This is a genomic window from Echinimonas agarilytica, from assembly GCF_023703465.1.
GTDB classification, from domain to species: Bacteria; Pseudomonadota; Gammaproteobacteria; order Enterobacterales; family Neiellaceae; genus Echinimonas; species Echinimonas agarilytica.
Map to the genome: position 1 here is coordinate 695,575 of NZ_JAMQGP010000001.1, position 22,214 is coordinate 717,788.

20 protein-coding genes and 1 other RNA gene are annotated in these 22,214 nt (G+C 46.6%); 14 read left to right on the forward strand and 7 right to left on the reverse strand.

Translation table 11 applies throughout. From position 1 onward, the window contains the following. Positions 1–149: 149 nt before the first annotated feature. The 8 genes from zapE (at position 150) to sspB (ending at position 6,304) form a co-directional block, all read left to right on the forward strand. On the forward strand, positions 150–1,235 hold the full coding sequence (gene zapE / locus NAF29_RS02945; protein WP_251260257.1) for a cell division protein ZapE: 1,086 nt from the start codon (positions 150–152) through the stop codon (positions 1,233–1,235). A 190-nt stretch (positions 1,236–1,425) separates the two neighbouring features. Then, positions 1,426–1,854, forward strand: a complete 429-nt coding sequence (gene rplM, locus NAF29_RS02950; protein ID WP_251259991.1) for a 50S ribosomal protein L13 — start codon at positions 1,426–1,428, stop codon at positions 1,852–1,854. Between the two features lie 11 nt (positions 1,855–1,865). Further along, positions 1,866–2,258, forward strand: a complete 393-nt coding sequence (gene rpsI / locus NAF29_RS02955) for a 30S ribosomal protein S9 (protein WP_251259992.1) — start codon at positions 1,866–1,868, stop codon at positions 2,256–2,258. Positions 2,259–2,474: 216 nt separating this feature from the next. Next, positions 2,475–3,065, forward strand: a complete 591-nt coding sequence (gene petA, locus NAF29_RS02960; protein WP_251259993.1) for a ubiquinol-cytochrome c reductase iron-sulfur subunit — start codon at positions 2,475–2,477, stop codon at positions 3,063–3,065. Further along, positions 3,065–4,324, forward strand: a complete 1,260-nt coding sequence (locus NAF29_RS02965) for a cytochrome b (protein ID WP_251259994.1) — start codon at positions 3,065–3,067, stop codon at positions 4,322–4,324. The genes petA and NAF29_RS02965 overlap by 1 nt, the downstream gene beginning before the upstream one ends. Beyond that, positions 4,321–5,055, forward strand: coding sequence for a cytochrome c1 (locus tag NAF29_RS02970; RefSeq protein WP_251259995.1), 735 nt, complete (start codon positions 4,321–4,323; stop codon positions 5,053–5,055). The genes NAF29_RS02965 and NAF29_RS02970 overlap by 4 nt, the downstream gene beginning before the upstream one ends. An 82-nt stretch (positions 5,056–5,137) precedes the next feature. After that, positions 5,138–5,764, forward strand: a complete 627-nt coding sequence (gene sspA / locus NAF29_RS02975; protein ID WP_251259996.1) for a stringent starvation protein SspA — start codon at positions 5,138–5,140, stop codon at positions 5,762–5,764. Between the two features lie 39 nt (positions 5,765–5,803). Continuing rightward, positions 5,804–6,304, forward strand: a complete 501-nt coding sequence (sspB, locus tag NAF29_RS02980) for a ClpXP protease specificity-enhancing factor (RefSeq protein WP_251259997.1) — start codon at positions 5,804–5,806, stop codon at positions 6,302–6,304. A 20-nt stretch (positions 6,305–6,324) separates the two neighbouring features. On the opposite strand, the gene NAF29_RS02985 is transcribed toward sspB, so the two are convergent. From NAF29_RS02985 to NAF29_RS03000, 4 genes are read right to left on the reverse strand one after another with little or no spacing between them, the layout of a single operon-like run. Next, positions 6,325–6,930: a BON domain-containing protein gene (locus tag NAF29_RS02985; protein WP_251259998.1), complete on the reverse strand. Its 606-nt coding sequence runs from the start codon at positions 6,928–6,930 to the stop codon at positions 6,325–6,327. Between the two features lie 13 nt (positions 6,931–6,943). After that, the gene (locus tag NAF29_RS02990; RefSeq protein ID WP_251259999.1) at positions 6,944–7,534 is read right to left on the reverse strand and encodes a phosphoheptose isomerase; all 591 of its coding nucleotides are present in this window, start codon (positions 7,532–7,534) and stop codon (positions 6,944–6,946) included. A gap of 15 nt (positions 7,535–7,549) precedes the next feature. Beyond that, positions 7,550–7,900 (reverse strand): YraN family protein, encoded by a 351-nt coding sequence (locus NAF29_RS02995; protein ID WP_251260000.1) that lies wholly within the window; start codon positions 7,898–7,900, stop codon positions 7,550–7,552. 3 nt (positions 7,901–7,903) lie between these two features. Beyond that, positions 7,904–9,712 (reverse strand): penicillin-binding protein activator, encoded by a 1,809-nt coding sequence (locus NAF29_RS03000; RefSeq protein ID WP_251260001.1) that lies wholly within the window; start codon positions 9,710–9,712, stop codon positions 7,904–7,906. Positions 9,713–9,792: 80 nt separating this feature from the next. Here NAF29_RS03000 and rsmI point away from each other — a divergent pair, with 80 nt between their 5' ends. Further along, positions 9,793–10,617, forward strand: a complete 825-nt coding sequence (gene rsmI / locus NAF29_RS03005; RefSeq protein WP_251260258.1) for a 16S rRNA (cytidine(1402)-2'-O)-methyltransferase — start codon at positions 9,793–9,795, stop codon at positions 10,615–10,617. 60 nt (positions 10,618–10,677) lie between these two features. Next, positions 10,678–11,032: RNase P RNA component class A (rnpB, locus tag NAF29_RS03010), an RNA gene on the forward strand. Between the two features lie 78 nt (positions 11,033–11,110). On the opposite strand, the gene NAF29_RS03015 is transcribed toward rnpB, so the two are convergent. The 3 genes from NAF29_RS03015 to NAF29_RS03025 form a co-directional block, all read right to left on the reverse strand. After that, positions 11,111–13,126 carry an EAL domain-containing protein gene (locus NAF29_RS03015; RefSeq protein ID WP_251260002.1) on the reverse strand — a complete coding sequence of 672 codons (2,016 nt, stop codon included), beginning with the start codon at positions 13,124–13,126 and terminating at the stop codon, positions 11,111–11,113. 233 nt (positions 13,127–13,359) lie between these two features. After that, a complete protein-coding gene (hemL, locus tag NAF29_RS03020) occupies positions 13,360–14,646 on the reverse strand; it encodes a glutamate-1-semialdehyde 2,1-aminomutase (RefSeq protein WP_251260003.1) in 1,287 nt (428 codons plus the stop codon). A 201-nt stretch (positions 14,647–14,847) separates the two neighbouring features. Next, on the reverse strand, positions 14,848–16,533 hold the full coding sequence (locus tag NAF29_RS03025) for a chloride channel protein (protein ID WP_251260004.1): 1,686 nt from the start codon (positions 16,531–16,533) through the stop codon (positions 14,848–14,850). 134 nt (positions 16,534–16,667) lie between these two features. On the opposite strand from NAF29_RS03025, the gene NAF29_RS03030 reads away from it, so the two are divergent. From NAF29_RS03030 to NAF29_RS03045, 4 genes are all read left to right on the forward strand, one after another. Next, positions 16,668–17,300 (forward strand): DUF6776 family protein, encoded by a 633-nt coding sequence (locus NAF29_RS03030; protein ID WP_251260005.1) that lies wholly within the window; start codon positions 16,668–16,670, stop codon positions 17,298–17,300. A gap of 82 nt (positions 17,301–17,382) precedes the next feature. Continuing rightward, positions 17,383–17,733, forward strand: coding sequence for an iron-sulfur cluster insertion protein ErpA (gene erpA, locus NAF29_RS03035; protein WP_251260006.1), 351 nt, complete (start codon positions 17,383–17,385; stop codon positions 17,731–17,733). A 197-nt stretch (positions 17,734–17,930) separates the two neighbouring features. Continuing rightward, positions 17,931–19,019 (forward strand): efflux RND transporter periplasmic adaptor subunit, encoded by a 1,089-nt coding sequence (locus NAF29_RS03040; protein WP_251260007.1) that lies wholly within the window; start codon positions 17,931–17,933, stop codon positions 19,017–19,019. A gap of 6 nt (positions 19,020–19,025) precedes the next feature. After that, entirely contained in the window at positions 19,026–22,178 is a 3,153-nt protein-coding gene (locus NAF29_RS03045; protein WP_251260008.1) for an efflux RND transporter permease subunit, read from the forward strand. The last annotated feature ends 36 nt before the right edge of the window (positions 22,179–22,214 follow it).

The window sequence follows — 22,214 nt, forward strand, 5'->3', positions numbered from 1 at the left end:
TACAAAAACAGTTGACGTCTTGTACGACATCTTTAACTTTATGGGTGCACTCGTGCCTGAAATCAACCTTATTTTTGGAGATGCCAGCAAATATGTGTGCGTGTTACCATTCCTTCCATTGTACCAGCTCAGGATGACATGTCGTGCCTTTGTCGCCGTTTGAACAGTATCAACATGATTTGACTCACAACGGATTTTCTCCCGATGCCGCCCAAGCAGAGGCGATGCAAGCATTAGAGTCACTTTATCAACAACTTATTGCACCGTCTCCGAACGTAGGGATCATGGCTCGATTGTTCAAAAAAACGCCGCCGAGCGCGATTCGAGGTTTGTATTTGTGGGGGGGCGTTGGACGAGGTAAAACCTACATGGTCGATACCTTTTTTGAGGCTCTACCTTTTGAACAAAAGTTACGGTTGCATTTTCATCGCTTGATGCAGCAAGTGCATGAAAAGTTGAAAGGCCTAAGTGGTCAGTCAAACCCCATGGAGCTTGTTGCCGAAGATTTTTCAAAGCGTGCTCGTGTGTTGTGTGTGGATGAGTTTTTTGTCTCTGACATCACAGATGCAATGTTGATGGCCGAATTACTCAAAGGATTAATGAGTCGTGGTGTTGTGCTTTTAGCCACATCAAACATTGAGCCAAATGGCTTATACAAAAATGGACTGCAACGCGCGCGATTTTTACCTGCTATCGATTTGCTCAACATACATTGTGATGTGATGAATGTGGACAGCGGCATTGATTATCGATTACGGGTGCTAACCGCTGCACCGTGCACTTACGTGCCCAATGATGCCAAAGCCGATAAGGCGATGATTGAGCGTTTTCATCAGCTATCGCCTGAAGCGGGTCGTTCTGATCAGGCCGTTGAGGTGCTAGGTCGCTCGATCCAAAGCCGTTGGTTGGCCGATGATGTGGTGATGTTCGAGTTTGCTGAGTTGTGTCAGTCTGCTCGGAGCCAGCTCGACTATATTGAACTTGCCTGCTGCTTTCATAGCTTGCTGCTCACCAATGTGATTCAAATGAGCGATACCGAAAATGATGCAGCGCGTCGCTTTATTGCATTGATAGACGAACTCTACGATCGGCGAGTGAAGTTATTGGTGTCAGCTCAAACGTTATTGGCGGATCTTTACACCGGTAAGCAATTGGAATTTGAATTCAAGCGTTGTTTATCTCGATTACAAGAAATGCAGAGCGAGGAGTTTTTAGCGTTGGCGCATCGGCCATGAGACTAAAAAATATTCAATAGATTGCCATAAGTAGGTGATCTTGCCGACGCTTTTCTATATAATCCGCGCTCGATTGTTGCATGCTCCCACTAATGCCAATACACGGACTATGCACTCGAAGGGGTGGATACCGTTAAAGGGACTTCCTTGGAAGTCTGGTATGTAACTGAATTGTTTTAGGTAAATTTAAATGAAAACTTTTACTGCTAAGCCAGAATCAGTCCAACGCGACTGGTACGTTGTCGATGCGGAAGGCAAAACTCTAGGTCGTTTAGCGACTGAGATTGCAACTCGTCTTCGCGGCAAGCACAAACCTGAATATACTCCACACGTTGACACAGGCGACTATATTGTTGTTGTTAACTGCGAGAAAGTAGCTGTTACTGGCCGTAAAGCCGCTAACAAGATGTACTACAAGCACACCGGTTTCCCTGGTGGTATCCGTGAAATTAGCTTTGAGAAGTTGATTGCACGTAAACCAGAAATGGTAATCGAAAAAGCTGTTAAAGGTATGTTGCCAAAAGGTCCTTTGGGTCGCGCAATGTTCCGCAAGCTTAAAGTGTATGCGGGCTCTGAGCATCAACATGCTGCTCAGCAACCTCAAGTTCTAGATATCTAAGGTTACTGAAAATGGCAGAAACTCAATATTATGGTACTGGTCGTCGTAAGAGCTCTACGGCTCGAGTATTCGCAAAACCAGGTACTGGCAACATCACAGTAAATAAGCGTTCTTTGGACACTTACTTCGGTCGTGAAACAGCTCGTATGGTTGTTCGTCAACCATTAGAGTTAACTGAATTGACTGAAAAGTTTGACCTGTTCATCACTGTTGTAGGTGGTGGTATCAGCGGTCAAGCGGGTGCAATTCGCCACGGTATCACTCGCGCTCTTATGGAGTACGATGAAACCTTGCGTCCAGCACTTCGTAAAGCCGGCTACGTTACACGTGACGCACGTCAAGTTGAGCGTAAGAAAGTTGGTCTACACAAAGCACGTAAGAAGCCACAATTCTCAAAACGTTAAGTTTTGGTGCAATTTGGCACAGAAAGCCCAGCTTCCGCTGGGCTTTTTTTTGTCTATTCTGTTAATACACAGTTTGTGTTTCGCGCCCTATTTTTATAACATTGGCGCGATTTTCTCAAACAAGTTGATCTCATCATTCTGTAATTTTGTGCTGGAGTGGCGTGAAACAACTTGATAACAATAATTCACTGTGGAGTCCTGACGGGAGATCCATGCATGAGCAATGCGCCTATTGATTCTGGTCGTCGTCGATTTTTGACGGCAACTACGGCTGTGGTTGGTGGAGCGGGAGCTGTGTTTGCAGCTGTACCCTTCATTCAATCTTGGAACCCGAGTGCAAAAGCCAAAGCGGCTGGAGCACCGGTAGAAGTTGATATTAGTAAGTTGGAACCTGGCCAGCTAATTCGCGTCGAGTGGCGCGGAAAGCCTGTATGGGTTGTTAAACGTACGCAAAACACACTCGATGAGTTAAGTGCTATCGGTGAACAGTTGCGCGATCCAAGTTCTGAAGAGCCTCAACAACCTGAGTCTTGCCAGAACGAATTTCGTTCGCAAAAGCCCGATATTTTCGTGGCTGTGGGGTTGTGTACTCACCTGGGTTGTTCTCCGACTTACTTGCCGGATAGCTTTGGCGAACAAGTTCAAGGCGTTAAGTCTGGATTCTTTTGTCCATGTCACGGCTCTAAGTTTGATATGGCAGGTCGAGTTTTCCAAGGCGTACCTGCACCATTGAACTTGGTGATTCCGCCGTATACTTTTGTTGAAGAAACGACGATCTTGGTCGGTGTTGAAGAGGGAGCTGCATAATGAACGGCATTATGGAGTGGATTGAAAAACGCTTACCGTTCATGGAAGCGATGAACAAGCACGTTGTTCAGTATCCTGCACCTAAGAACTTTAACTTCTGGTATTTCTTTGGCTCTTTAGCCATGTTGGTTTTAGTTAATCAGATTGTCACGGGCATCTGGTTGACGATGAACTACAACCCTTCAGGCGAAGGTGCGTTTGCCTCAATCGAATACATCATGCGTGATGTCGATTACGGTTGGTTGTTGCGATATATGCACTCTACAGGCGCTTCTGCATTCTTCGTCGTGGTGTATTTACACATGTTCCGTGGCATGATGTACGGTTCCTATCAGAAACCTCGTGAGTTGCTGTGGTTGTTCGGCATGCTGATTTTCCTTGTGCTGATGGCTGAAGCCTTTATGGGCTACCTGTTGCCATGGGGGCAAATGTCGTTCTGGGGGGCTCAGGTTATTATCTCGTTGTTTGGGGCTATTCCATACATCGGTGATGATTTAACGCTGTGGATTCGTGGTGACTACGTGATTTCAGGGGCAACCTTGAATCGTTTCTTTGCCTTGCATGTGATTGCTCTGCCATTGGTTATTGTAATCTTGGTGTTCTTGCATATTATCGCGCTGCACGAAGTGGGGTCGAATAACCCTGACGGGGTCGATATTAAGAAGCCGAAAGGCTCTGTGCCAGAAGCAGAGAAGAGCAAATTCAAGTTCCACTCACGCTATGACAAGTATGACATTGTAGACGCCATTCCATTCCACCCGTACTACACGGTGAAGGATATTATGGGTGTTGCAGGTTTCTTAATCTTGTTCTGCTATGTGATCTTCTTCAACCCAGAAATGGGCGGTTATTTCTTAGAAAAACCGAACTTTGAAGCTGCAAACCCGCTGAAGACGCCTGAGCATATTGCGCCAGTTTGGTACTTCACATCGTTCTACGCGATTCTACGTGCAATTCCTGACAAGTTGTTAGGTGTTGTAGCAATGGGAGCAGCGATCGTGATGTTGTTCTTATTACCTTGGTTAGACCGTGGCACAGTGAAATCGATTCGATACCGTAGCATTTGGCACAAAATCAACCTGTCTCAATTTGTTATCTGTTTCGTTATTCTTGGAGTGTTGGGTGCAATTCCAGCAACACCAGGTCGTACGATTTTGGCTCAGATCACTACATTCGGATACTTCGCATTCTTTGGACTCCTGTGGTTCTACAGTAAGAATGAGCAGACTAAACCTGTACCAGAGAGGGTCACTAAATGAAGTCATTGATTCTAGTTCTGAGTTTGCTAATGCCGTCAATGGCATTGGCAGCAGGTAGTAGTGTTCCTCTTGATCACGCAAATGTTGATTTGAGCGATAAAGCTTCTCTGCAGCGTGGTGCAAAATTGTTTATGAACTATTGTTTTGGTTGCCATAGCACTCAATATCAACGATATGAGCGTGTTGCGACCGACTTAGGTATTCCAATTCCGTTGATGCAAGAGCACTTAGTGGTGACGGGTGTTAAAGTTGGCGAGCTGATGGAAAATTCAGTTGAGGACAGCCAAGCCGAAAAGTGGTTTGGAGCTGCTCCGCCAGATTTAACCTTGGTTTCGCGCGTTCGCGGAGCTGACTGGATTTATACTTATTTACGTGGTTTTTATGTAGATGAAACCCGCCCGTTTGGTGTGAATAACGTTGTATTCCCAAGTGTTGGGATGCCGCATGTGTTGGAAGAGCTTCAAGGGATTCCGACTAAACACTATGAAACTCGTCTCGTTGATGGCGAAGAAAAGCAAGTTTATCTTGGTATTCAAACGGACGGTTCTGGTGAAATGAGCGTGGATGAATACGACCGAGCAGTTCTCGATTTGGTGAACTTCTTGAAGTATTCAGCAGAGCCTATTGCACTCGAGCGTCAACGCATGGGTTATTGGGTATTAGGGTTCTTGTTTATCTTGTTGATTATTTCTTACTTCTTGAAGAAAGAGTTTTGGCGAGATGTACACTAAACACTTGTACACTTTTTTTTGATAGCAGGGGGCCGTTGGGTCCCTTGTTGTTTTCGGTTCGATATAAATTGTGGAGGAACGCATGGCTGTAGCTGCCAACAAACGTTCTGTAATGACTTTGTTTTCTAGTGCTGATGACTTGTATAGTCACCAGGTTCGCATTGTACTTGCTGAAAAGGGAGTCACTTTTGAAGCGATTTATGTGGGGCCGGAAGGTCAATCTGAAGAGCTTGCTGAAGTAAACCCTTATACCAGTGTTCCAACATTAGTCGACCGTGATTTAGTCTTGTATCGCGCGCAGATTATTACTGAATACTTAGATGAGCGTTTTCCGCATCCGCCGTTGATGCCGGTTTATCCTGTTGCACGTGGCCGTAGCCGCTTAATGATGCATCGTATCGAGCATGACTGGTATTCTCTGTTCAACAACATTGTGACCGGTGTGAACGTTGAAGATTCGCGTCGTGAGTTGCGTGAAAGCTTATTGGCCATTGCGCCAATCTTCAACGAAACGCCTTACTTCATGAGTGAAGAGTTTAGTTTGACGGATTGCTTCCTTGCGCCTCTATTGTGGCGTTTGCCTGTACTTGGCATCGAGTTGTCTGGTCGCGGCAGCAAAGAACTGAAGGAATACATGAAGCGTTTGTTTGAACGTGAATCGTTTAAAGCGTCGATGACTGAAGCTGAGCGTGAAATTCACTCGCATTAATCTCGATAATTTCATCGGGTTGCTAAAGGGAAAATGACTATGACCCCAAGTCGTCCATACCTGCTTCGTGCATTTTACGAATGGCTGGTAGATAACGAATTGACACCCCACTTGGTGGTAGATGCCGAGCAGCCAGATGTTGAAGTGCCTTTGCAGTTTGTACAGAACGGTCAGATCGTACTGAACATTGCGCCTCATGCTGTGACAGGCCTTCAAATGACCAATGACGTGGTTTCTTGCTCTGCTCGTTTTGGTGGTTCCCCTCATGCGCTCTACATTCCAATGTGGGCAGTGAAGGCAATCTATGCCCGAGAGAATGGTGCCGGTACAGTGTTTGAAGCAGAGCCTGTTTACCAAGAAATGCTGAACGTTGAAGAAGAGGGCAGTGCGGAATTCTCTGAATTTACAGAGACGACCGAATCTCCTGAATTGGCCGAAGTCACATCGGGTATGACGCCAGTAGAGAGCGAAGACGATGGTGATGGTGATGACGATACACCAAAACCACCGAAACGACCTACATTGCGAGTCGTGAAGTAATCATTCTAAACACAGGTGCTTTAATGAGGCACCTGTTGTTTTTCTTCTTCTGTCACCAACTCAAAAACCCTCACTACTTCTTTCACTCCGCTTACTTTTCGTGTGATTTCCGTGGCCATATCTGCTTCTTTTTGGGTCACAAGCCCCATTAAATAAATACGACCATTCTCAGTGATAATTTTCACTCGGGTAAAGTCGAATTCTTCGTCGGAGATGAGAGCTGTTCTAACTTTGGTTGAAAGCCAGCTATCGTGAGAGCGGATGGAGAAAGGGATGGGCTCAGCAATTTCTAACTCGTTGTAAAATTGCGTTACGCCATCTTCAGAGCGAACAATTCGATCCACTTCTGACTTTAAAAAATCCGACGGGACTTGACCCACTGCGAGTATCTTTCTGTTGACTGCAAAGAGGCGCAGCCGAGCTTGATTTTTAAGCCCTTCATTCGTCGCAAGAGCGTGAGTGACGGTCATTTCAAGTGCGGTGTCGTCCACTTGAGTTGAGAAGTCTCGGCGATCGTGCAATACCATTGCAGTGCCAGCAGCGCCGGCGATAACAATGCCTGCGCACCCTTGCAAAGCTCCCACACATAGCGTGAGAGACGTTGCCATTACAATACTACGAATCATTCCAGGCTCTTTGTTAGTCTTCCATATGTGGGAATAGAGTATTATCAATTAGGTCACATAGGCAATGGATTGCTAATAAATGAACCTCTTGAATCCGCGCGGTGCGATCCGATGGAACGCGAACTTCAACATCTGTTTCGCTTAATAATCCAGCCATCTCGCCACCGTCACGCCCAGTGAGGGCAACAATCTTCATGTCACGACTTACAGCCGCTTCCATCGCTTTGATGACATTGCGGCTGTTACCACTGGTGGAAATGGCCAGTAGTACGTCTCCAGGCTGTCCAAGTGCTCGGACTTGTTTAGAGAATATCTCATCATAGCTATAGTCATTGGCGATGGACGTCACTGTGGAGCTGTCGGTCGTCAATGCAATAGCAGGCAAGCCGGGCCGTTCTTTTTCAAAACGATTGAGTAACTCAGACGAGAAATGTTGAGCATCGCCAGCAGAACCGCCATTCCCACAGCTAAGGATTTTATTTCCATTGAGCAACGCTTGGCTCATAATCTCAGCGCCGGCTTTAATGGCTTCTGGAAGTGCTTCCGCAGCAGCAATTTTGGTCTGAATACTTTCTGTAAAACTTGCTTTGATACGCTCTAGCATGAGAGTCCTCTTTGGTTAAAAGGCATTTTTAAGCCACTCAATATGTTGTTGAGGTGGCTCGCCGGTAATAGCAACAAGATCAAACCGACATTGTGTCTTATATTCTTTTAATTTGTGAGATTGCAGATAATAACTAGCTGCGCCTCTGAGGCGGTTGATCTGACTATGGGAAAGTGCATTTGCTGCACCACCGTATAAATGGTTGCGTCGATATTTCACTTCAACAAACACCAGTGTAGCGCCGTCTTTCATGATTAAATCAACTTCCCAACGACCGGCCTTAAAATGAGACTGCATTAAACGAAGCCCTGCTTGCTGCAAGTGCTGACAAGCGAGGCTTTCGTAAAAATCGCCTTTAGATTTCAAAAATTAACCGTTCACAGGCGTGAGTGCGCCTTTATTGTATTGGCCCCAATAAAAGTGCGTCACCACTTCGCCTTTGGGCGTTACGCTTAATGCACCGGTCAAACCGTCCACTGTGTATCCGGGCAAATGACGAAGTGCCGATAACGTTGGCAGTAGCGCAAGCGCATCGTTCCCCATAGCAAATAAGCGAAAGTCGGAATAGCCAGACTGCGGGGATAACTCGCGAAGTTGCTGAACAAGCCCAACGTTTTCGCTGTCGGCAATCATCGCGATATCACCCACGTAAATGCCTTCAAATTCACTGTGTGGGCCGGAGTGTGATCGCGGCCCGACAACTACTTTTACCGGTGCAGCGAATGGACTTACGGTGACATCCACAAAGGATTTTAATAAGCGTGCTTGTTGTGAACTTGCGACCACATAGATAGCATCGATGTCGGCTCGACTGCGAGGCTCGCTTTCAAGTTTCAAACCCAGAGTAGATGCCAGTTGCCGAGCGCGGGTCTCTGAGCTGGTGATCCCCATAATTCGTTGCATTTGTTTCTGCATAGAATTGCTGGCACCCATGGTCTCGACGCTTAGTTGTGGCGTTTCAGACACTGCTTCGGAGGCCTCGTCTAGAGCTCGCCATTCTTGCTCAAATGTGCGGCCAATACGCTGGTAGCTAGAGCCCGAGGACTGCAACAGTAATGGATGCTTGACTTGAGCGGCGCGCAAGAACTCGACGGTGTTTCGCGCTTCCTGTTCGGGCGACAATGCAAATGAACTGACATTTTCTTGCGTAACGCCAGATTCGATTTGGTTTAACGCTAATATCGGAGTTTGATGATCGGAAAGCTCTATGAGTGTTTGTACATTACTCTTTAGTAATGGGCCGACGATCATATCGTGCTCATTGGTCTGAATTTCAGTGTAAATCGATTCGATTGAGTTGCGGCCGCTGTCATAAAAGCGAACTTGAGTTTTATTTTCGTAGTCTTTCAGAATGGCATGAAGCATGCCGTTGCGGATGGATAACCCCTGTGATTGAAATTTACCGCTAAGTGGCAAAATAACTGCAATAGACTCTGGCATAGAGCCGCTGTCAGCCAATACTGAATCTAAGTTTCTAGGAAGCATCGATATGCCTGGGTGTCCTCGATATTGTCGCTGCCAGCTTTGAAGCTGCGCAATCACTGTTTCAAGTTCACCTTTTGCCGTAAGAATTCTATAAAGCGAGACCCAGCCATCAAAATCAGCGTTGCGCGAGCCGTCATTTAAAATGGCTGTGTCAGTTTCTGGCGCTTTGTCGAACGCTTGCCAAAGTTGAGTTTGCAATCCTGCTTGTTGCTTGTCGGATGCAAAAGGGAACTGTTGAGACAACGATTGAGCTGCGAGCCAATAGTGATGTTCAGATTGATAAAGGGCTGCTTCAAGGGCGTAATATTCATTCGCTATTTTTGCATGCACAGGGTTTTGAGAAACTCGCTCAAATTCGTGTTTGGCCGCAGTCATGTCTCCTTGGCTGAGGTAGACCTGCGCGCGTAACAAGTGCCACTCTTGTTGCGAGTTGGGCGTTGTCGGGCGAGTACCGTTCAATACCTGCTGAGCGGTATCTATTCGTCCGTTGCGGATAAACAAGCGAACGGCATTGAGCCTGTACTCACTCTTTTCAGGTTCGCTGGCTTGTTCTGAAAGCGTCAACCACTGTTGTGGCGAGCTAATACTATTAAGTTCTGCTTGGGTAGGTTTATTAGAGCTTGAACAAGCTACTAGTAACACGCACGCCAAAATAACGCTGAAAAAAGCAGATCCGAATCCAGTTCGTTGCACAGCCACTCCTTAAAAATCGAGGCTCAAAGCATAATGTGGTGTATATTAAACCGCTGATCACCAGTACACAAACCGGAACTATGAGCGGCATTCTTTTTATTGTACCAACACCTATCGGTAACTTAGGTGATATTAGCGCAAGAGCACTAGAGGTGTTAGCTGAGGTTGACGTGATTGCAGCCGAAGATACGCGCCATACTCGTCATTTACTTAACCATTTTGGCATAAAAACACGCTGTATTTCGCTGCATTTGCATAATGAAAACCAGCGCTCCTCTCAATTTGTGGATTTGCTTCAAAAAGGCGAGTCGATTGCTTTGGTGTCTGATGCAGGTACACCATTGATTTCAGACCCCGGTTACCCGCTTGTGAATGCACTTCGACACGCTGGATGTCAGGTCGTTCCATTGCCGGGGCCGTGCGCTGCCACTACTGCATTATGTGCCGCTGGCCTGCCGACGGATCGCTTTTGCTTTGAAGGTTTTTTACCCGCCAAGGCATCAGGTCGTAAAGAGAAGCTAGAAGCGCTCAAACATGAAACTCGAACAATGCTATTTTATGAATCACCGCGCCGAGTATTTGATACGCTTGAGTCGATGGCTGAAATTATGGGGCACGATCGCCATATCGTAGTGGCCAAGGAACTCACCAAGCGCTTTGAAACCTTTATTAGTGGCACGGCTGCTGAGATCATCGACTGGTTTAAGCAGGCGCCAGAGCGCCAAAAAGGCGAAATGGTGATTATGCTCAGTGGTACCAGTGAGTCAACCGATGCTGGATTTGAACATGCCTTGGAGCTTGCCATTAAGCTCAAACCATTGATGCCTCCGAAGCAAGCCGCAGCAATTGCCTCTGAAACATTTAATGTAAAAAAGAACGCTGTTTACAAAGCTATGATGGATTAAATCTGCGCTTAAAGCCGATATCGGTTGGGTTTACTCGTCGACCCGTGTAAAATCCGCCGCGGAGTTGGCCAGGTAATCGCTGCTTCACTTCGGTGAAGGGGAGGAAAGTCCGGGCTCCAAAGGGCAGGGTGCCAGGTAACACCTGGGGAGCGAAAGCTCACGACAAGTGCAGCAGAGAGTAAACCGCCGATGGCACGCAAGTGAACAGGTAAGGCTGAAAGGGTGCGGTAAGAGCGCACCGCACAACTGGCAACAGTTTGTGGCAAGGTAAACTCCACCCGGAGCAAGGCCAAATAGGCCCCTAAGGACGCGGCCCGCGTTTGGGGGCGGGTAGGCTGCTTGAGCCAGCGAGCGATTGCTGGCCTAGACGAATGATTATCCACGACAGAACCCGGCTTATCGGCCAACTCCATCCTTTCTAATTCGAGATGTCATATCAATGGTTTGGCATCTCGAATGCTCTCACCTAGCGAATTGCATCGTATCAACACCATTATCCCTTCACGTTCATCGGTGCTTTGCTGCTTGTGACATACTCGTGGGCTTGTTCGAATGGTAATGCCTTAGCGTAAATCCAGCCTTGAACCTCATCTACACCGGTCGTCTTTAAGAAGTCCATTTGTTGTTGAACTTCAACGCCTTCAGCAATGACATGAAAGCCAAGTTCTTTACATAATACAGAGAGCTGTCGGTATAGCGTTCTGGATTTTTCATTGCTCATATCTGCCAGCATAGACTGGTCAAATTTGATTGTGCCGACGTTGCTTTTGGCCAGCATTGCAATATTAGAATAGCCTGTTCCAAAATCATCCATAGCGGTTGAAATACGATGCTGATGTAGGCGTTTAATAATGGCTTCTATTCGACTAAAACTTTCGACATAACCCGATTCAAGCAGTTCGATTTCTACTTGATGAGGAAACTCGGAAAATTTCTCGATGAGGAACTGAGCAGTGGCTTCGGTTAAGTCATTGGGATCCATATTTAGACTTACCTTTGGGTGATAGCCTGCTTTAGCCCAAACCGTTAGGTCGTTATGTAGCTTTTCAACGACCCAATAGTCAATGATATGTGTGAGCTTATTAGCTCTCAACTTTTCTAAAAAGTAGGGGCCCACAATATCTCCGTTATTTCGCTCCAATCGGATCAGCGCTTCGAACCCCGACACTGAACCGGTAGAAAGTTGGAATTTGGGTTGATAAAACAATTTCAGCGAACCGTGTTCTATATCGTCGAGGACTTTATTCAGCTCGGCTTGCGAGGAAATGTTTTCTCGTTGTGAGTTGACGAATGAAGACTCGGTATTGTTTTCCAGGTTGGATGCCACTGACAAAGTTTGACTTAAACGATCGGCAATTTGGTCGGTGGAGTTGTGCTTAATCGACATCGCCAAAAAGGGAAAATAAATCGCAGTATTTACTGCAATCAAAAAGGCTTGGTAGAGGATGGTTGTTATATCTTCTGTCAGCAACCAGCCATTAAAGAATACAGGGGTAATCCAAGTGATCTCGTTTCCAGAGTATGAAACAACACCGGTATGAAGAAGAAAATAACTGGCGGTTAGGTTGAATAGGGGCGCCATAATAAACGGCACGATAAAATACACGTTGAGTACCAGTGGAATGGCGTAAATGAGTGGCTCATTAATATTAAAGAGTGCCAACGGAGCGGAAATTTTGGCGATATTTTTTTCATGAAAATAACCGCGGTGAATTAAGCACGCAAAAATCAAACCCCATGTAGCCCCCGCCCCGCCTAGATGCACAAAGGTGTTCAAGAACATTTGAGCTGTAAGGTCGCCGATTACAAATTGCTCAAGCATATCGGTGCCATCCACAATGTTGGCAATGTGGTCGCCGTGCACACCTAATAACCAGACAACATGGCTGGTGATTGTTCTCAGAATAAGGCGTTCAAACATGGGAAAGTCGCTGACGCTATTGTGCAGCGATACTGTCAGCAGAGTTACCCCTTGAAATAGCAAAGGTAACAGAAGGGCCAATAGCAAAAACACAATGACAAACGAAGGAATCAAATTGATGTGTCGAGTCAAAAATCGACTTACATCGTCGCCTTTCATAAAACTCAGCCATTTCATGCGGGCTATGAACGCAAATAAGTAGGTTGAGGTGAGTGGAATGATAATTGAAAATGCAGACAGCCCTTGCGGATTAACTGCCAGTTGATTCCCTGACGCGCCCATGTAGCTAATATTGAAAATGTAGGAACATACGGCCAGCACGGTGGCTAAAATCGTGTTTAAACCTAAATTTTTGGATAGGTAGTAACTCACCGAAATGACAATGGTAAGTGGGAATAGCAGCGCTAGAATATTGTTAGCTATTTGTACGATTGATAGGGCTGATTGGCCTATATCAAACCACTCAAAACTAATTGCAAACTGCTCAATTAATCCAACCATTGCCAACAAGATCATGAACGGCAAAATGGAAATAAACGCTTCTCTTAATGATAGCAATACATTGCTTTGAGCTAAGTTGGAAGTCATTTTCGTAATCATAGTGATGCGTTACTTTTTGAACACCAGTAATAGAGTGGGTGTGTACATCGTACAGTCTCTAGATAATGTTATAACAAATTCAACAACCTCACTATGAATTTGACGTTTAAATGGTGGCTATGAGAAGTGCTTGGCAATCATAAAAAAAGCCCTAGGAATATCTCCCAAGGCTTAGGCTTTTATGTTGCAAAATATCAATCATTCGAAAGTGGAATATTGACCTACTGTGTGAGCTTTTTCATGGCAGATTTGGCTGCTGCTATCGTAGCATCGAGTACATCTTGGTTGTGAGCATATGAAACAAAACCTGCCTCATAAGCTGAAGGTGCAAGGTATACGCCTTCTTCAAGCATCAAGTGGAAAAACTCTTTGAAACGTTCAACGTTGCAATGTGTTGCTTGCTCAAAGCTCGTCACTTGCGCTGCATCGGTGAAAAAGTATCCAAACATACCGCCAATATTCACTGTTGCCAGTGGAATTCCAGCTTCAGCAGCAGCTTGTGCAAAGCCCTGCGTTAAATACTTGGTGCTACGAGTAATTTGCGCGTGGACTTTCGGATCTTTAATTAAGTCTAATGTCGCCAGTCCTGCGGCCATAGCAACAGGGTTGCCCGACAGTGTGCCAGCTTGATATACAGGGCCAGTGGGTGCAATAAAATCCATAATTTCTGTTTTGCCGCCAAATGCGCCGACCGGCATGCCACCGCCAATAATTTTACCTAATGTGGTTAAGTCCGGAGCGACATTGTAGTGTGCTTGAGCGCCACCTAGGTGAACGCGAAAGCCGGTCATAACTTCATCAAAAATTAACACTGAACCATGCTCATCGCAGATCTGGCGAAGGCCTTCCAGGAAGCCTTCAACTGGAGGAATACAGTTCATGTTTCCTGCAACAGGTTCAACGATAATGGCCGCAATATCTTTTCCTACTTCATCAAATACGGCTTTGACTTCGTCAATATTGTTATAGCTGACGGTTATTGTGTGCTTGGCTAAATCTGCTGGAACGCCGGGTGATGTAGGTTCGCCCATTGTGAGCATGCCAGATCCAGCTTTCACCAATAAACTGTCCGAATGGCCGTGATAACAGCCTTCAAACTTCAATAGTTTATTGCGACCGGTGAAGCCACGGGCAAGTCGAATTGCGCTCATTGTCGCTTCAGTACCTGAGTTGACCATGCGCACTTTTTCCATGTTTGGCATGATATTGCGAATGGCTTCAGCCATGGTCACTTCAATTGCCGTTGGAGCACCGTAACTCAGTCCGTTGGCGGCTGCCGAAATGACTGCGTCACGAATCGTTGGGTGATTGTGCCCCATGATCATCGGCCCCCAGCTTCCCACGTAATCGATGTAACGTTTTCCATCGACGTCATATAAATATGGTCCATCTGCTTTTTCGATGAAAACAGGAGTGCCGCCAACGCCATTGAAAGCGCGAACCGGTGAATTAACGCCACCCGGAATAGATTGGCAGGCCTGTGAGTATAAAGATTCAGAACGGCTCATAATGAATTGTCTCCTGAGCATTTCAAAGCTACAAAATTGTCGCGCAACACTATAGCAAACTTAATTTCGCCTGTGTTGAGGATGAAAAACAAGATATAAATGGCGTATTTGGTCTTACGGCCTTATGCGAATCCGACGACTGCTGATGATTGATGTAAGGCCGTCTTTCGCTTCACGACCACTTCAATTTAATAATTCGAGTTAGCTGACTTCTTCATGAAGGTACTGTGCCAGTAATTGCCAGCTGATAATACCCAATAACTGCTCTCTAGAATCACCATAAACATAGACCGCACCTTTTCGAGCACGGCGCAAACGTTGATAAGCGACAGCTAGAGATGATTGTTGATCGATCCCTTCCATACGCCAGCGTTCGCCATTTGAGGGGTCGATAAAAAATAGTCGATCGTGTTCCTCTCCTTCTTCTCGCGCCAGTAAGTGCCCTTTTGATTGATGCAAGTCCTTTACTTCATCAAGCCACTGGTAGTTGGTTTCCATCATCGCCAGAGCCCCGGTCTTTTGTAAGTTCATGACAACCGGAGATTGCGCGTAGCTCATACCTTGCATTTTCATTTGTTGTACGAACATCGATGGCATATTGAATACTTGGCTGACGACCAGTTGAGCTGGAATCATCACCAACATGGCTGGCACCATCACACTAGGCGAGTTTGTGACTTCCATAATGGCAATCATCGAGGCCATTGGTGCGTGCAAAGAAGCCGCCATCATACTGCCCATACCAATGATCAAAAATAAAGGAGTCAAGGCAGGATCCCATTGGAAGTAATTGCTCATTACCGCTAAAAAGCATCCCGCTGCAAGTGCGCCCAAGGTGTATAAAGGGCCGATAATCCCTCCCGGGATACCTAACCCTAAAGCGACTGTGGTAGCGACCATTTTAGCAAAAAACAATGCTGCGATTGTTGAGGCCGCGAGCTTGCCATCAAGTTGCATCGTGATTGCTTCCATCTCAGTTATGCCAAGATCCGGCATCCACCATGTTAATAAACATGTGATACTTCCAGCTAACAACAGGCGCCATCGCAAACTAATGTGATAGCTCAAGGTCGTCACCCGGTTCAGCGCGAAACCAAAGATCACAGAGAGTAAGCCAAGTGTGATACCTAGGCTGAGCAAGCTACCTGCAAGCTTCCAACTAATGGCTGGGAGTGAATTCAGCATAAATTGCGCTTCTTGACCGAACATTGCTGAGCTGATGTCGTGTCCATCGCCAAAGGCGAAGCCATGTACAATAGCGCCACAGGTTGCAGCCAGCAGTACGGGCACTGCCATATGCATTTTGTATTCTTTTAGCACCACTTCCATGACAAAAATAACCGCTGCGAGTGGTGTATTAAATGTGGCAGCAATGCCAGCTGCGATACCGCTTGCGGAGAGAACTCGAATGGCATTGTTCGGTAGCCTGAACCAATGGCCAACCCAGCCACTGCCAGCTGCCCCTAAATGAACCGCTGGACCTTCTCGTCCAACCACAAAGCCGCTAGCTACGGAAATGCCGGCGCCAATAAATTGGTTAATGGTATTCTTAAGAGGCATAGAGCCGTTGTGGCTGCGAATGCGATAAATGACAAATGGAATGCCAAGGCGATAGTATTTAAGCCCCAAAGAAGTGGCAATTAATAGGATAATCACCGCACCGAGCAAGGGTGTATTGTGCGTAAGGAAAGGAAATTCGACGATTAATTGAGAAAAAAGATCTTTGAGGAACTGGATGAACAATAAAAATGATACGATCAGCACCGAAGCTGCAAGTCCGCCAAGCAGTCCCAACACGGCCATTTGCCATGAAGCTCTGGGAATTGCGAGTCGACGCCTAAGGCGATACAGCAAATTGTTCATGTTGATCCAAAAATTAAAGGTCACGAGTCTTCCATTGATTCTAGCTATATTCTATGTGGATTTTTAAGCAGTTACATCAGTTGTTACACGCATTCTTCAAATTTCCGTTGTGGTACTCGCCGCGAACGGCATTTTGTGTTGCCATTTTAGGGTGTGTGATGCTCGGATTTTTCGCTGGGCGTTTATTCTATGGACATCACGAAGCTTATCGACATTTCGCCGAACAACAAATGCAATTGGCCCGAATGCAGCTCGAAGAATGGCGTGAAGTATCGGGCAGCAAGGATGTGGCCTTAAATATGGCCAACGCTGAGTTGTCGTGGACGCAAACAGAAGTGGCTCGCTTAACTGCTGAAAATCAAGAATTAAAAGAAGACTTAAAACTGTACCGAAAGGTGTTTAGCGACCGCTCTTTTGGTGACAGTCTTATTATCGATTCATTACGATTATCGGATACCTATGGCAGCGGCGTGTATCGTTTTCGAGTCACTTTGATTCAACCCGATCGGTTTGGTCGCATGGCCGAAGGGCAAATTAGCTTTTCGTTACAAGGGTTTCGCTCAGGCATACCGGCGGAACTCAATAACTGGGAGCTTATGACGGTCACTGATAATTCGGCATTGCAATTCAACTTTCGGTATTTGCAAACCATTGAAGGCTTGCTGCAAATACCTGAGGATTTTGAAGCAGAGCGGCTTGAGGTATTGGCAGTGCTTGAGGTGAAAAATCGAAAAACCGAGCGAGTCTCGCAAAGCTACAATTGGAACTCTACGTTGAGAGCCGGTTTTTAAGTGGCGATAATAAATCATCCAATACTTGAATGAATTACTCAGGTATTAGATAATTCACCGGTTGTCACTCTGTGAGGTTTGTATGTCGCAACCAGATACCGCCGCGTTACCGATTCAGTTTTCTGATACTGCGGCCCAAAAAGTTAAAACTCTGATCGAAGAAGAAGAGAACCCAAACTTGAAGTTACGTGTTTACGTAACCGGAGGTGGGTGTTCTGGTTTTCAATATGGCTTTACCTTTGATGAAGCTGTGAATGAAGGCGATACGACGATTGAAAAAGAAAGTGTCACTTTGGTGATTGATCCAATGAGCCTGCAATATTTAATCGGCGGTATTGTTGATTACACTGAGGGTCTTGAAGGCTCTCGATTCTTTGTCAATAACCCAAATGCGACTACGACTTGTGGTTGCGGTGCGTCTTTTTCGGTTTAACGCATTGTTAAATGATCCGGCCTAGTGTGTTGAGCCAGTGCATTTTGTACTGGCTTTGTTGTTTCTCAATCTGCTGATTTACCATCTCTTCCAAATACCTCGTAACATTTTCACACGCTTTTTTACCTTGAAGTCACTTACTATTATTGTACGTAGAAACCATTGGTGCCCGTTGCGTCAATTCAAGGATAGAAATCATGTCTCGAAACATTCGCCTTACTCACACTTTAAATGCACATCCGTGGATTGTTGCTCTAGTTCTGACCGTTTTGTTGATTGGCTGGATGGCCAGTGGCGTAGCAAAACAAGATGAAGTGGCAAAGGCCGAAGAAAGCTCGGTTGCAGTGCCGAAGGTACAAGTGCAATCAATGACGGCCCAAGCCGTGACTCGCTCCATTTTATTGTATGGGCGCACTGAGCCGAATCGCAAAGCGACACTTAGAGCTGAAACCGCAGGGCGCGTGGTTGAACTTATGGCGGAACGCGGCGCTTGGGTCAAAGAGGGTCAACCGCTCGTGCGCTTAGCCATGAATGATCGGCAACAAAAGCTCCAGCAAGCATTGGCTGAAAACAAACAACGTGAAATTGAGTATCAAGGTGCCAAACGACTGAGCAGCCAAGGCTTTTCCGGTAAGGCTCGGCTGGCCGAATCAGAAGCTCAATTAGAACAAGCGCGCTCGAATGTGGCCGAGCTGCAATTAGATATCGACCACACTGTTATTACCGCGCCATTTGATGGCATTTTGAATGAGCGTTTGGTTGAAATTGGTGACTATTTGGGAGTCGCTGATCCGATCGCCATGATGTACGACATCAACCCGCTGATCGTTCGTGCCGACGCAGGGCAGCACGATATCACTCAGCTCAGAGTTGGTTTGGAGGGAACCGCTTTGTTTGTGGACGGTAATTCACGACAAGGTAAAGTGCGTTATTTGTCCAAAGTTGCCGACAGTGCAACCAATACCTTTCGACTTGAGTTAGCGCTTGAAAACCCCGACGCCGACTTATACGCAGGCATGAGTGCCGAACTCGAGTTGCCATTAGCCACTGTGGACGCTATTAAAGTCACGCCAGCATTGCTGGCCTTAGATGAAGATGGAAACCTCGGCATTAAATCAGTGATCGATAAAACGGTTCAATTCACGCCCATCGAACTGATAAAAGCCGACAATGATGGTGTTTGGCTTACAGGCTTTGGCGGGCAAGTGGATGTCATTACCCTGGGGCAGGGATTTGTAAGGCCGGGCGACGAAGTGACCGCCGTATTTGCAAACGATGCGAGGTAAGCGGCTATGTTGGCAATAATTGAAGGTGCTTTAAGCCGAACTCGAACCGTGATGATGGTCTTAGTTTTGCTGATTGTTTCAGGAATAAGCACTTATGTATCCATTCCTAAAGAAGCAAATCCAGATGTTCTGATCCCTTATATATATGTGTCGATGGTACACGATGGCATTAGTCCAGAAGATGCTGAACGTATGTTGGTTCGCCCTATGGAGAATGAACTGCGCGCCATTGAAGGGGTGAAGGAAATGACGGCCCGAGCCAGTGAAGGCTCAGCCTCTGTGACACTTGAATTTTTAGCCGGTACCGATCCGAAAGAAGCACTGGCAGATGTACGTGACAAAGTGACTTTGGCGAAGGCTAAGTTGCCGAATGAAACTGAAGAGCCGTCGGTACATGAAGTCAAAATGGCCGAAGAAAATCCCGCGGTGACGGTGATGCTCGCAGGGCCAGTACCGGAGCGCGCGCTGATTAAGGTTGCGCGTGATTTAAAAGATCGCCTTGAAGGTATGTCAGAGGTATTGGAGGCCAAGATTGGTGGTGATCGAGAAGATATTGTCGAGATCATTGTTGATCCACTTCTGATGGAAAGTTACAACCTCGACCAAGGTGATATTGCAACTCTGGTGTCACGCAATAATCGACTCGTCGCCGCAGGTACCATGGATACCGGCAAAGGTAGTTTTGCTGTGAAAGTACCTTCTATTTTCGAAACCGTGCGTGACGTAATGGAAATGCCGATCAAGGTTGATGGCGACAAAGTGATTACTTTCGCCGATGTGGCAACTATTCGTCGTTCGTACAAAGATCCAAGCACATTTGCGCGATTAAATGGCGAGCCGACTGTGTCGGTTGAAGTGGTGAAACGGCCGGGCGAAAACATCATTGAAACGGTGAATAAAACCAAGGCTCTGGTCGCCGAGCAACAAAAAAATTGGCCGGTAAATGTAATGGTTGAATACACCGGAGACCAATCCAAAGATGTCCGCGATATGCTCAATGATCTACAAAATAATGTGCTGTCGGCCATTATTCTGGTGGTTATTGTGATCGTCGCAGTATTGGGGCTGCGCAGCGCTGGATTAGTGGGGGTGGCGATTCCCGGCTCATTCCTAACCGGGATTCTGGTGTTGGCGATGATGGGATTCACCATTAATATTGTGGTGCTATTCGCACTGATAATGGCGGTGGGAATGCTGGTGGATGGCGCCATTGTGGTGACCGAATATGCCGACCGGTGTTTGTCCGAAGGCATGCCAAAACAAGAGGCTTATTTGCAGGCCGCCAAACGAATGGCTTGGCCCATCACCGCATCAACAGCTACTACACTGGCAGCCTTTGCCCCATTGATTTTCTGGCCGGGGGTTATGGGCGAGTTCATGAAATATTTGCCTATTACCTTGATCGCAACCTTATCGGCCAGTTTGTTTATGGCGCTCATTTTCGTACCCGCATTAGGTGCTATTTTTGGCAAAGCTAAACCTGTGAGCGCCTCGGCTAAGCAGCAGTTAATGTTGGCTGAACAAGGTGATATATCGGTCATTAAAGGCTTTACGGGTACTTATTTACGCACCTTGAACAGCGCTATTAAACGGCCTTTTCTTGTTCTGCTCGGTGCAATTGTGTTCGCCATTGCGGTGGTGTCGGCATACGGTGCCTCTGAACTTGGGATGGAGTTCTTTCCCGATGTAGAACCCGCCGGTGCGAATATGAATATCCGTTCACATGGTGATCTATCGATCTACGAAAAAGATGCGCTCATGCGTGATATCGAAGCCGAGTTAGTGAACATGGAGGAGCTTAAAACCTTGTACTCACTCACGGGGAACAACGGTGAAGTCGGCTATTTTCGACTGAATTTGATCGACTGGGATCAGCGTCGTTCAGCCGATGATATTATTGAAGAGGTTCGTCAGCGTACAGAGCGTTTTGCCGGTGTTGAAATTGAGATTCGCAAAGATGAAAACGGCCCCGGTGGCGGCAAAGATCTGCGGCTGCAATTGAGCTCTCGTTTTCCTGAATTGGTGAACGATGCAGTTCGTAAAGTCCGCTTAGCGCTGGCAGAAAACGGCCAATTCACCAACATTGATGATGATGGTTCAAAGCCCGGCATTGAATGGCAGCTGAATGTGGACCGCTCTGATGCAGCTCGTTTTGGGGCCGATGTAACCTCGTTAGGGGCTACCGTCCAAATGGTCACCAATGGCTTAAAGCTCGGAGAGTATCGTCCAGACGATGTAGACGACGAACTCGATATTCGTGTGCGTTTCCCAGAAGATAAGCGCCACTTGGGACGGCTTGATGATTTGCGCGTGAAAACGTACGCAGGGCAAGTGCCTATTACGAATTTTGTAGAGCGTTCTGCTGAGAAAAAATTGGATTCGATTCGTCGTGTTGACAGCAAAAGGGTCGTGACGGTCAGTGCCGACTTAGTCCCCGGAGCTTTACTGAATTTGGTGCTGCCCGAAATGGAAGCGAAGTTTCCTGAATTAGGCATCGATCCGCGCGTGACCATTGAAGTGAAAGGTCAAAACGAAGAAGAAGATGAATCTCAAGCTTTCCTCGGCAATGCCTTTATGGTGGCGCTGTTTGTCATGGCAATTATCTTGGTCACACAATTTAATAGTTTTTATCAAGCATTCTTAATTTTAAGTGCCGTGGTGTTTTCCACCGTGGGCGTGTTGCTAGGACTGCTAATCTTTCAAAAGCCGTTTGGCATTGTTATGTCAGGTATTGGCGTGATTGCGTTGGCTGGTATTGTCGTTAATAACAATATTGTGCTTATTGATACCTTCAATGTGTTGCGTCGGAAAGGGATGCCAGCAGCGGAAGCTATTTTACGGACAGGCGCACAACGCCTAAGACCCGTGCTGTTAACCACAGTCACAACGATATTAGGCTTATTGCCGATGGTGCTTGAGGTTAATATCGACTTAATGGCGCGCACCATGCAATTTGGTGGCCCCTCTACCCAGTGGTGGTCTCAACTAGCGACAGCAGTCGCTGGTGGACTGGCCTTTGCCACGGTTCTCACGTTGGTGTTAACGCCGTGTTTGTTAATGCTGGGCAGCAAAGTGAGTGGGCGGCTACAACGACGGAAACAAGCGAAGCAGGATCAATCAGAAAAAGCCGCTATCAAAAATATTCATTCAGCCGCTTAATGCGCAGGAATGCCTATTGGCTTTCAGAGCACGAAG

Bases quoted from the DNA above. Each gene is read 5' to 3' on its own strand.
- NAF29_RS03040 (WP_251260007.1), top strand. From the start codon at position 17,931: ATGTCTCGAAACATTCGCCTTACTCACACTTTAAATGCACATCCGTGG.
- rplM (WP_251259991.1), top strand. From the start codon at position 1,426: ATGAAAACTTTTACTGCTAAGCCAGAATCAGTCCAACGCGACTGGTAC.
- NAF29_RS02965 (WP_251259994.1), top strand. From the start codon at position 3,065: ATGAACGGCATTATGGAGTGGATTGAAAAACGCTTACCGTTCATGGAA.
- erpA (WP_251260006.1), top strand. From the start codon at position 17,383: ATGTCGCAACCAGATACCGCCGCGTTACCGATTCAGTTTTCTGATACT.
- rpsI (WP_251259992.1), top strand. From the start codon at position 1,866: ATGGCAGAAACTCAATATTATGGTACTGGTCGTCGTAAGAGCTCTACG.
- NAF29_RS02970 (WP_251259995.1), top strand. From the start codon at position 4,321: ATGAAGTCATTGATTCTAGTTCTGAGTTTGCTAATGCCGTCAATGGCA.
- rsmI (WP_251260258.1), top strand. From the start codon at position 9,793: ATGAGCGGCATTCTTTTTATTGTACCAACACCTATCGGTAACTTAGGT.
- sspB (WP_251259997.1), top strand. From the start codon at position 5,804: ATGACCCCAAGTCGTCCATACCTGCTTCGTGCATTTTACGAATGGCTG.
- NAF29_RS02990 (WP_251259999.1), bottom strand. From the start codon at position 7,534: ATGCTAGAGCGTATCAAAGCAAGTTTTACAGAAAGTATTCAGACCAAA.
- hemL (WP_251260003.1), bottom strand. From the start codon at position 14,646: ATGAGCCGTTCTGAATCTTTATACTCACAGGCCTGCCAATCTATTCCG.
- sspA (WP_251259996.1), top strand. From the start codon at position 5,138: ATGGCTGTAGCTGCCAACAAACGTTCTGTAATGACTTTGTTTTCTAGT.
- NAF29_RS02985 (WP_251259998.1), bottom strand. From the start codon at position 6,930: ATGATTCGTAGTATTGTAATGGCAACGTCTCTCACGCTATGTGTGGGA.
- NAF29_RS03030 (WP_251260005.1), top strand. From the start codon at position 16,668: ATGCTCGGATTTTTCGCTGGGCGTTTATTCTATGGACATCACGAAGCT.
- NAF29_RS03015 (WP_251260002.1), bottom strand. From the start codon at position 13,126: ATGACTTCCAACTTAGCTCAAAGCAATGTATTGCTATCATTAAGAGAA.
- NAF29_RS03045 (WP_251260008.1), top strand. From the start codon at position 19,026: ATGTTGGCAATAATTGAAGGTGCTTTAAGCCGAACTCGAACCGTGATG.
- petA (WP_251259993.1), top strand. From the start codon at position 2,475: ATGAGCAATGCGCCTATTGATTCTGGTCGTCGTCGATTTTTGACGGCA.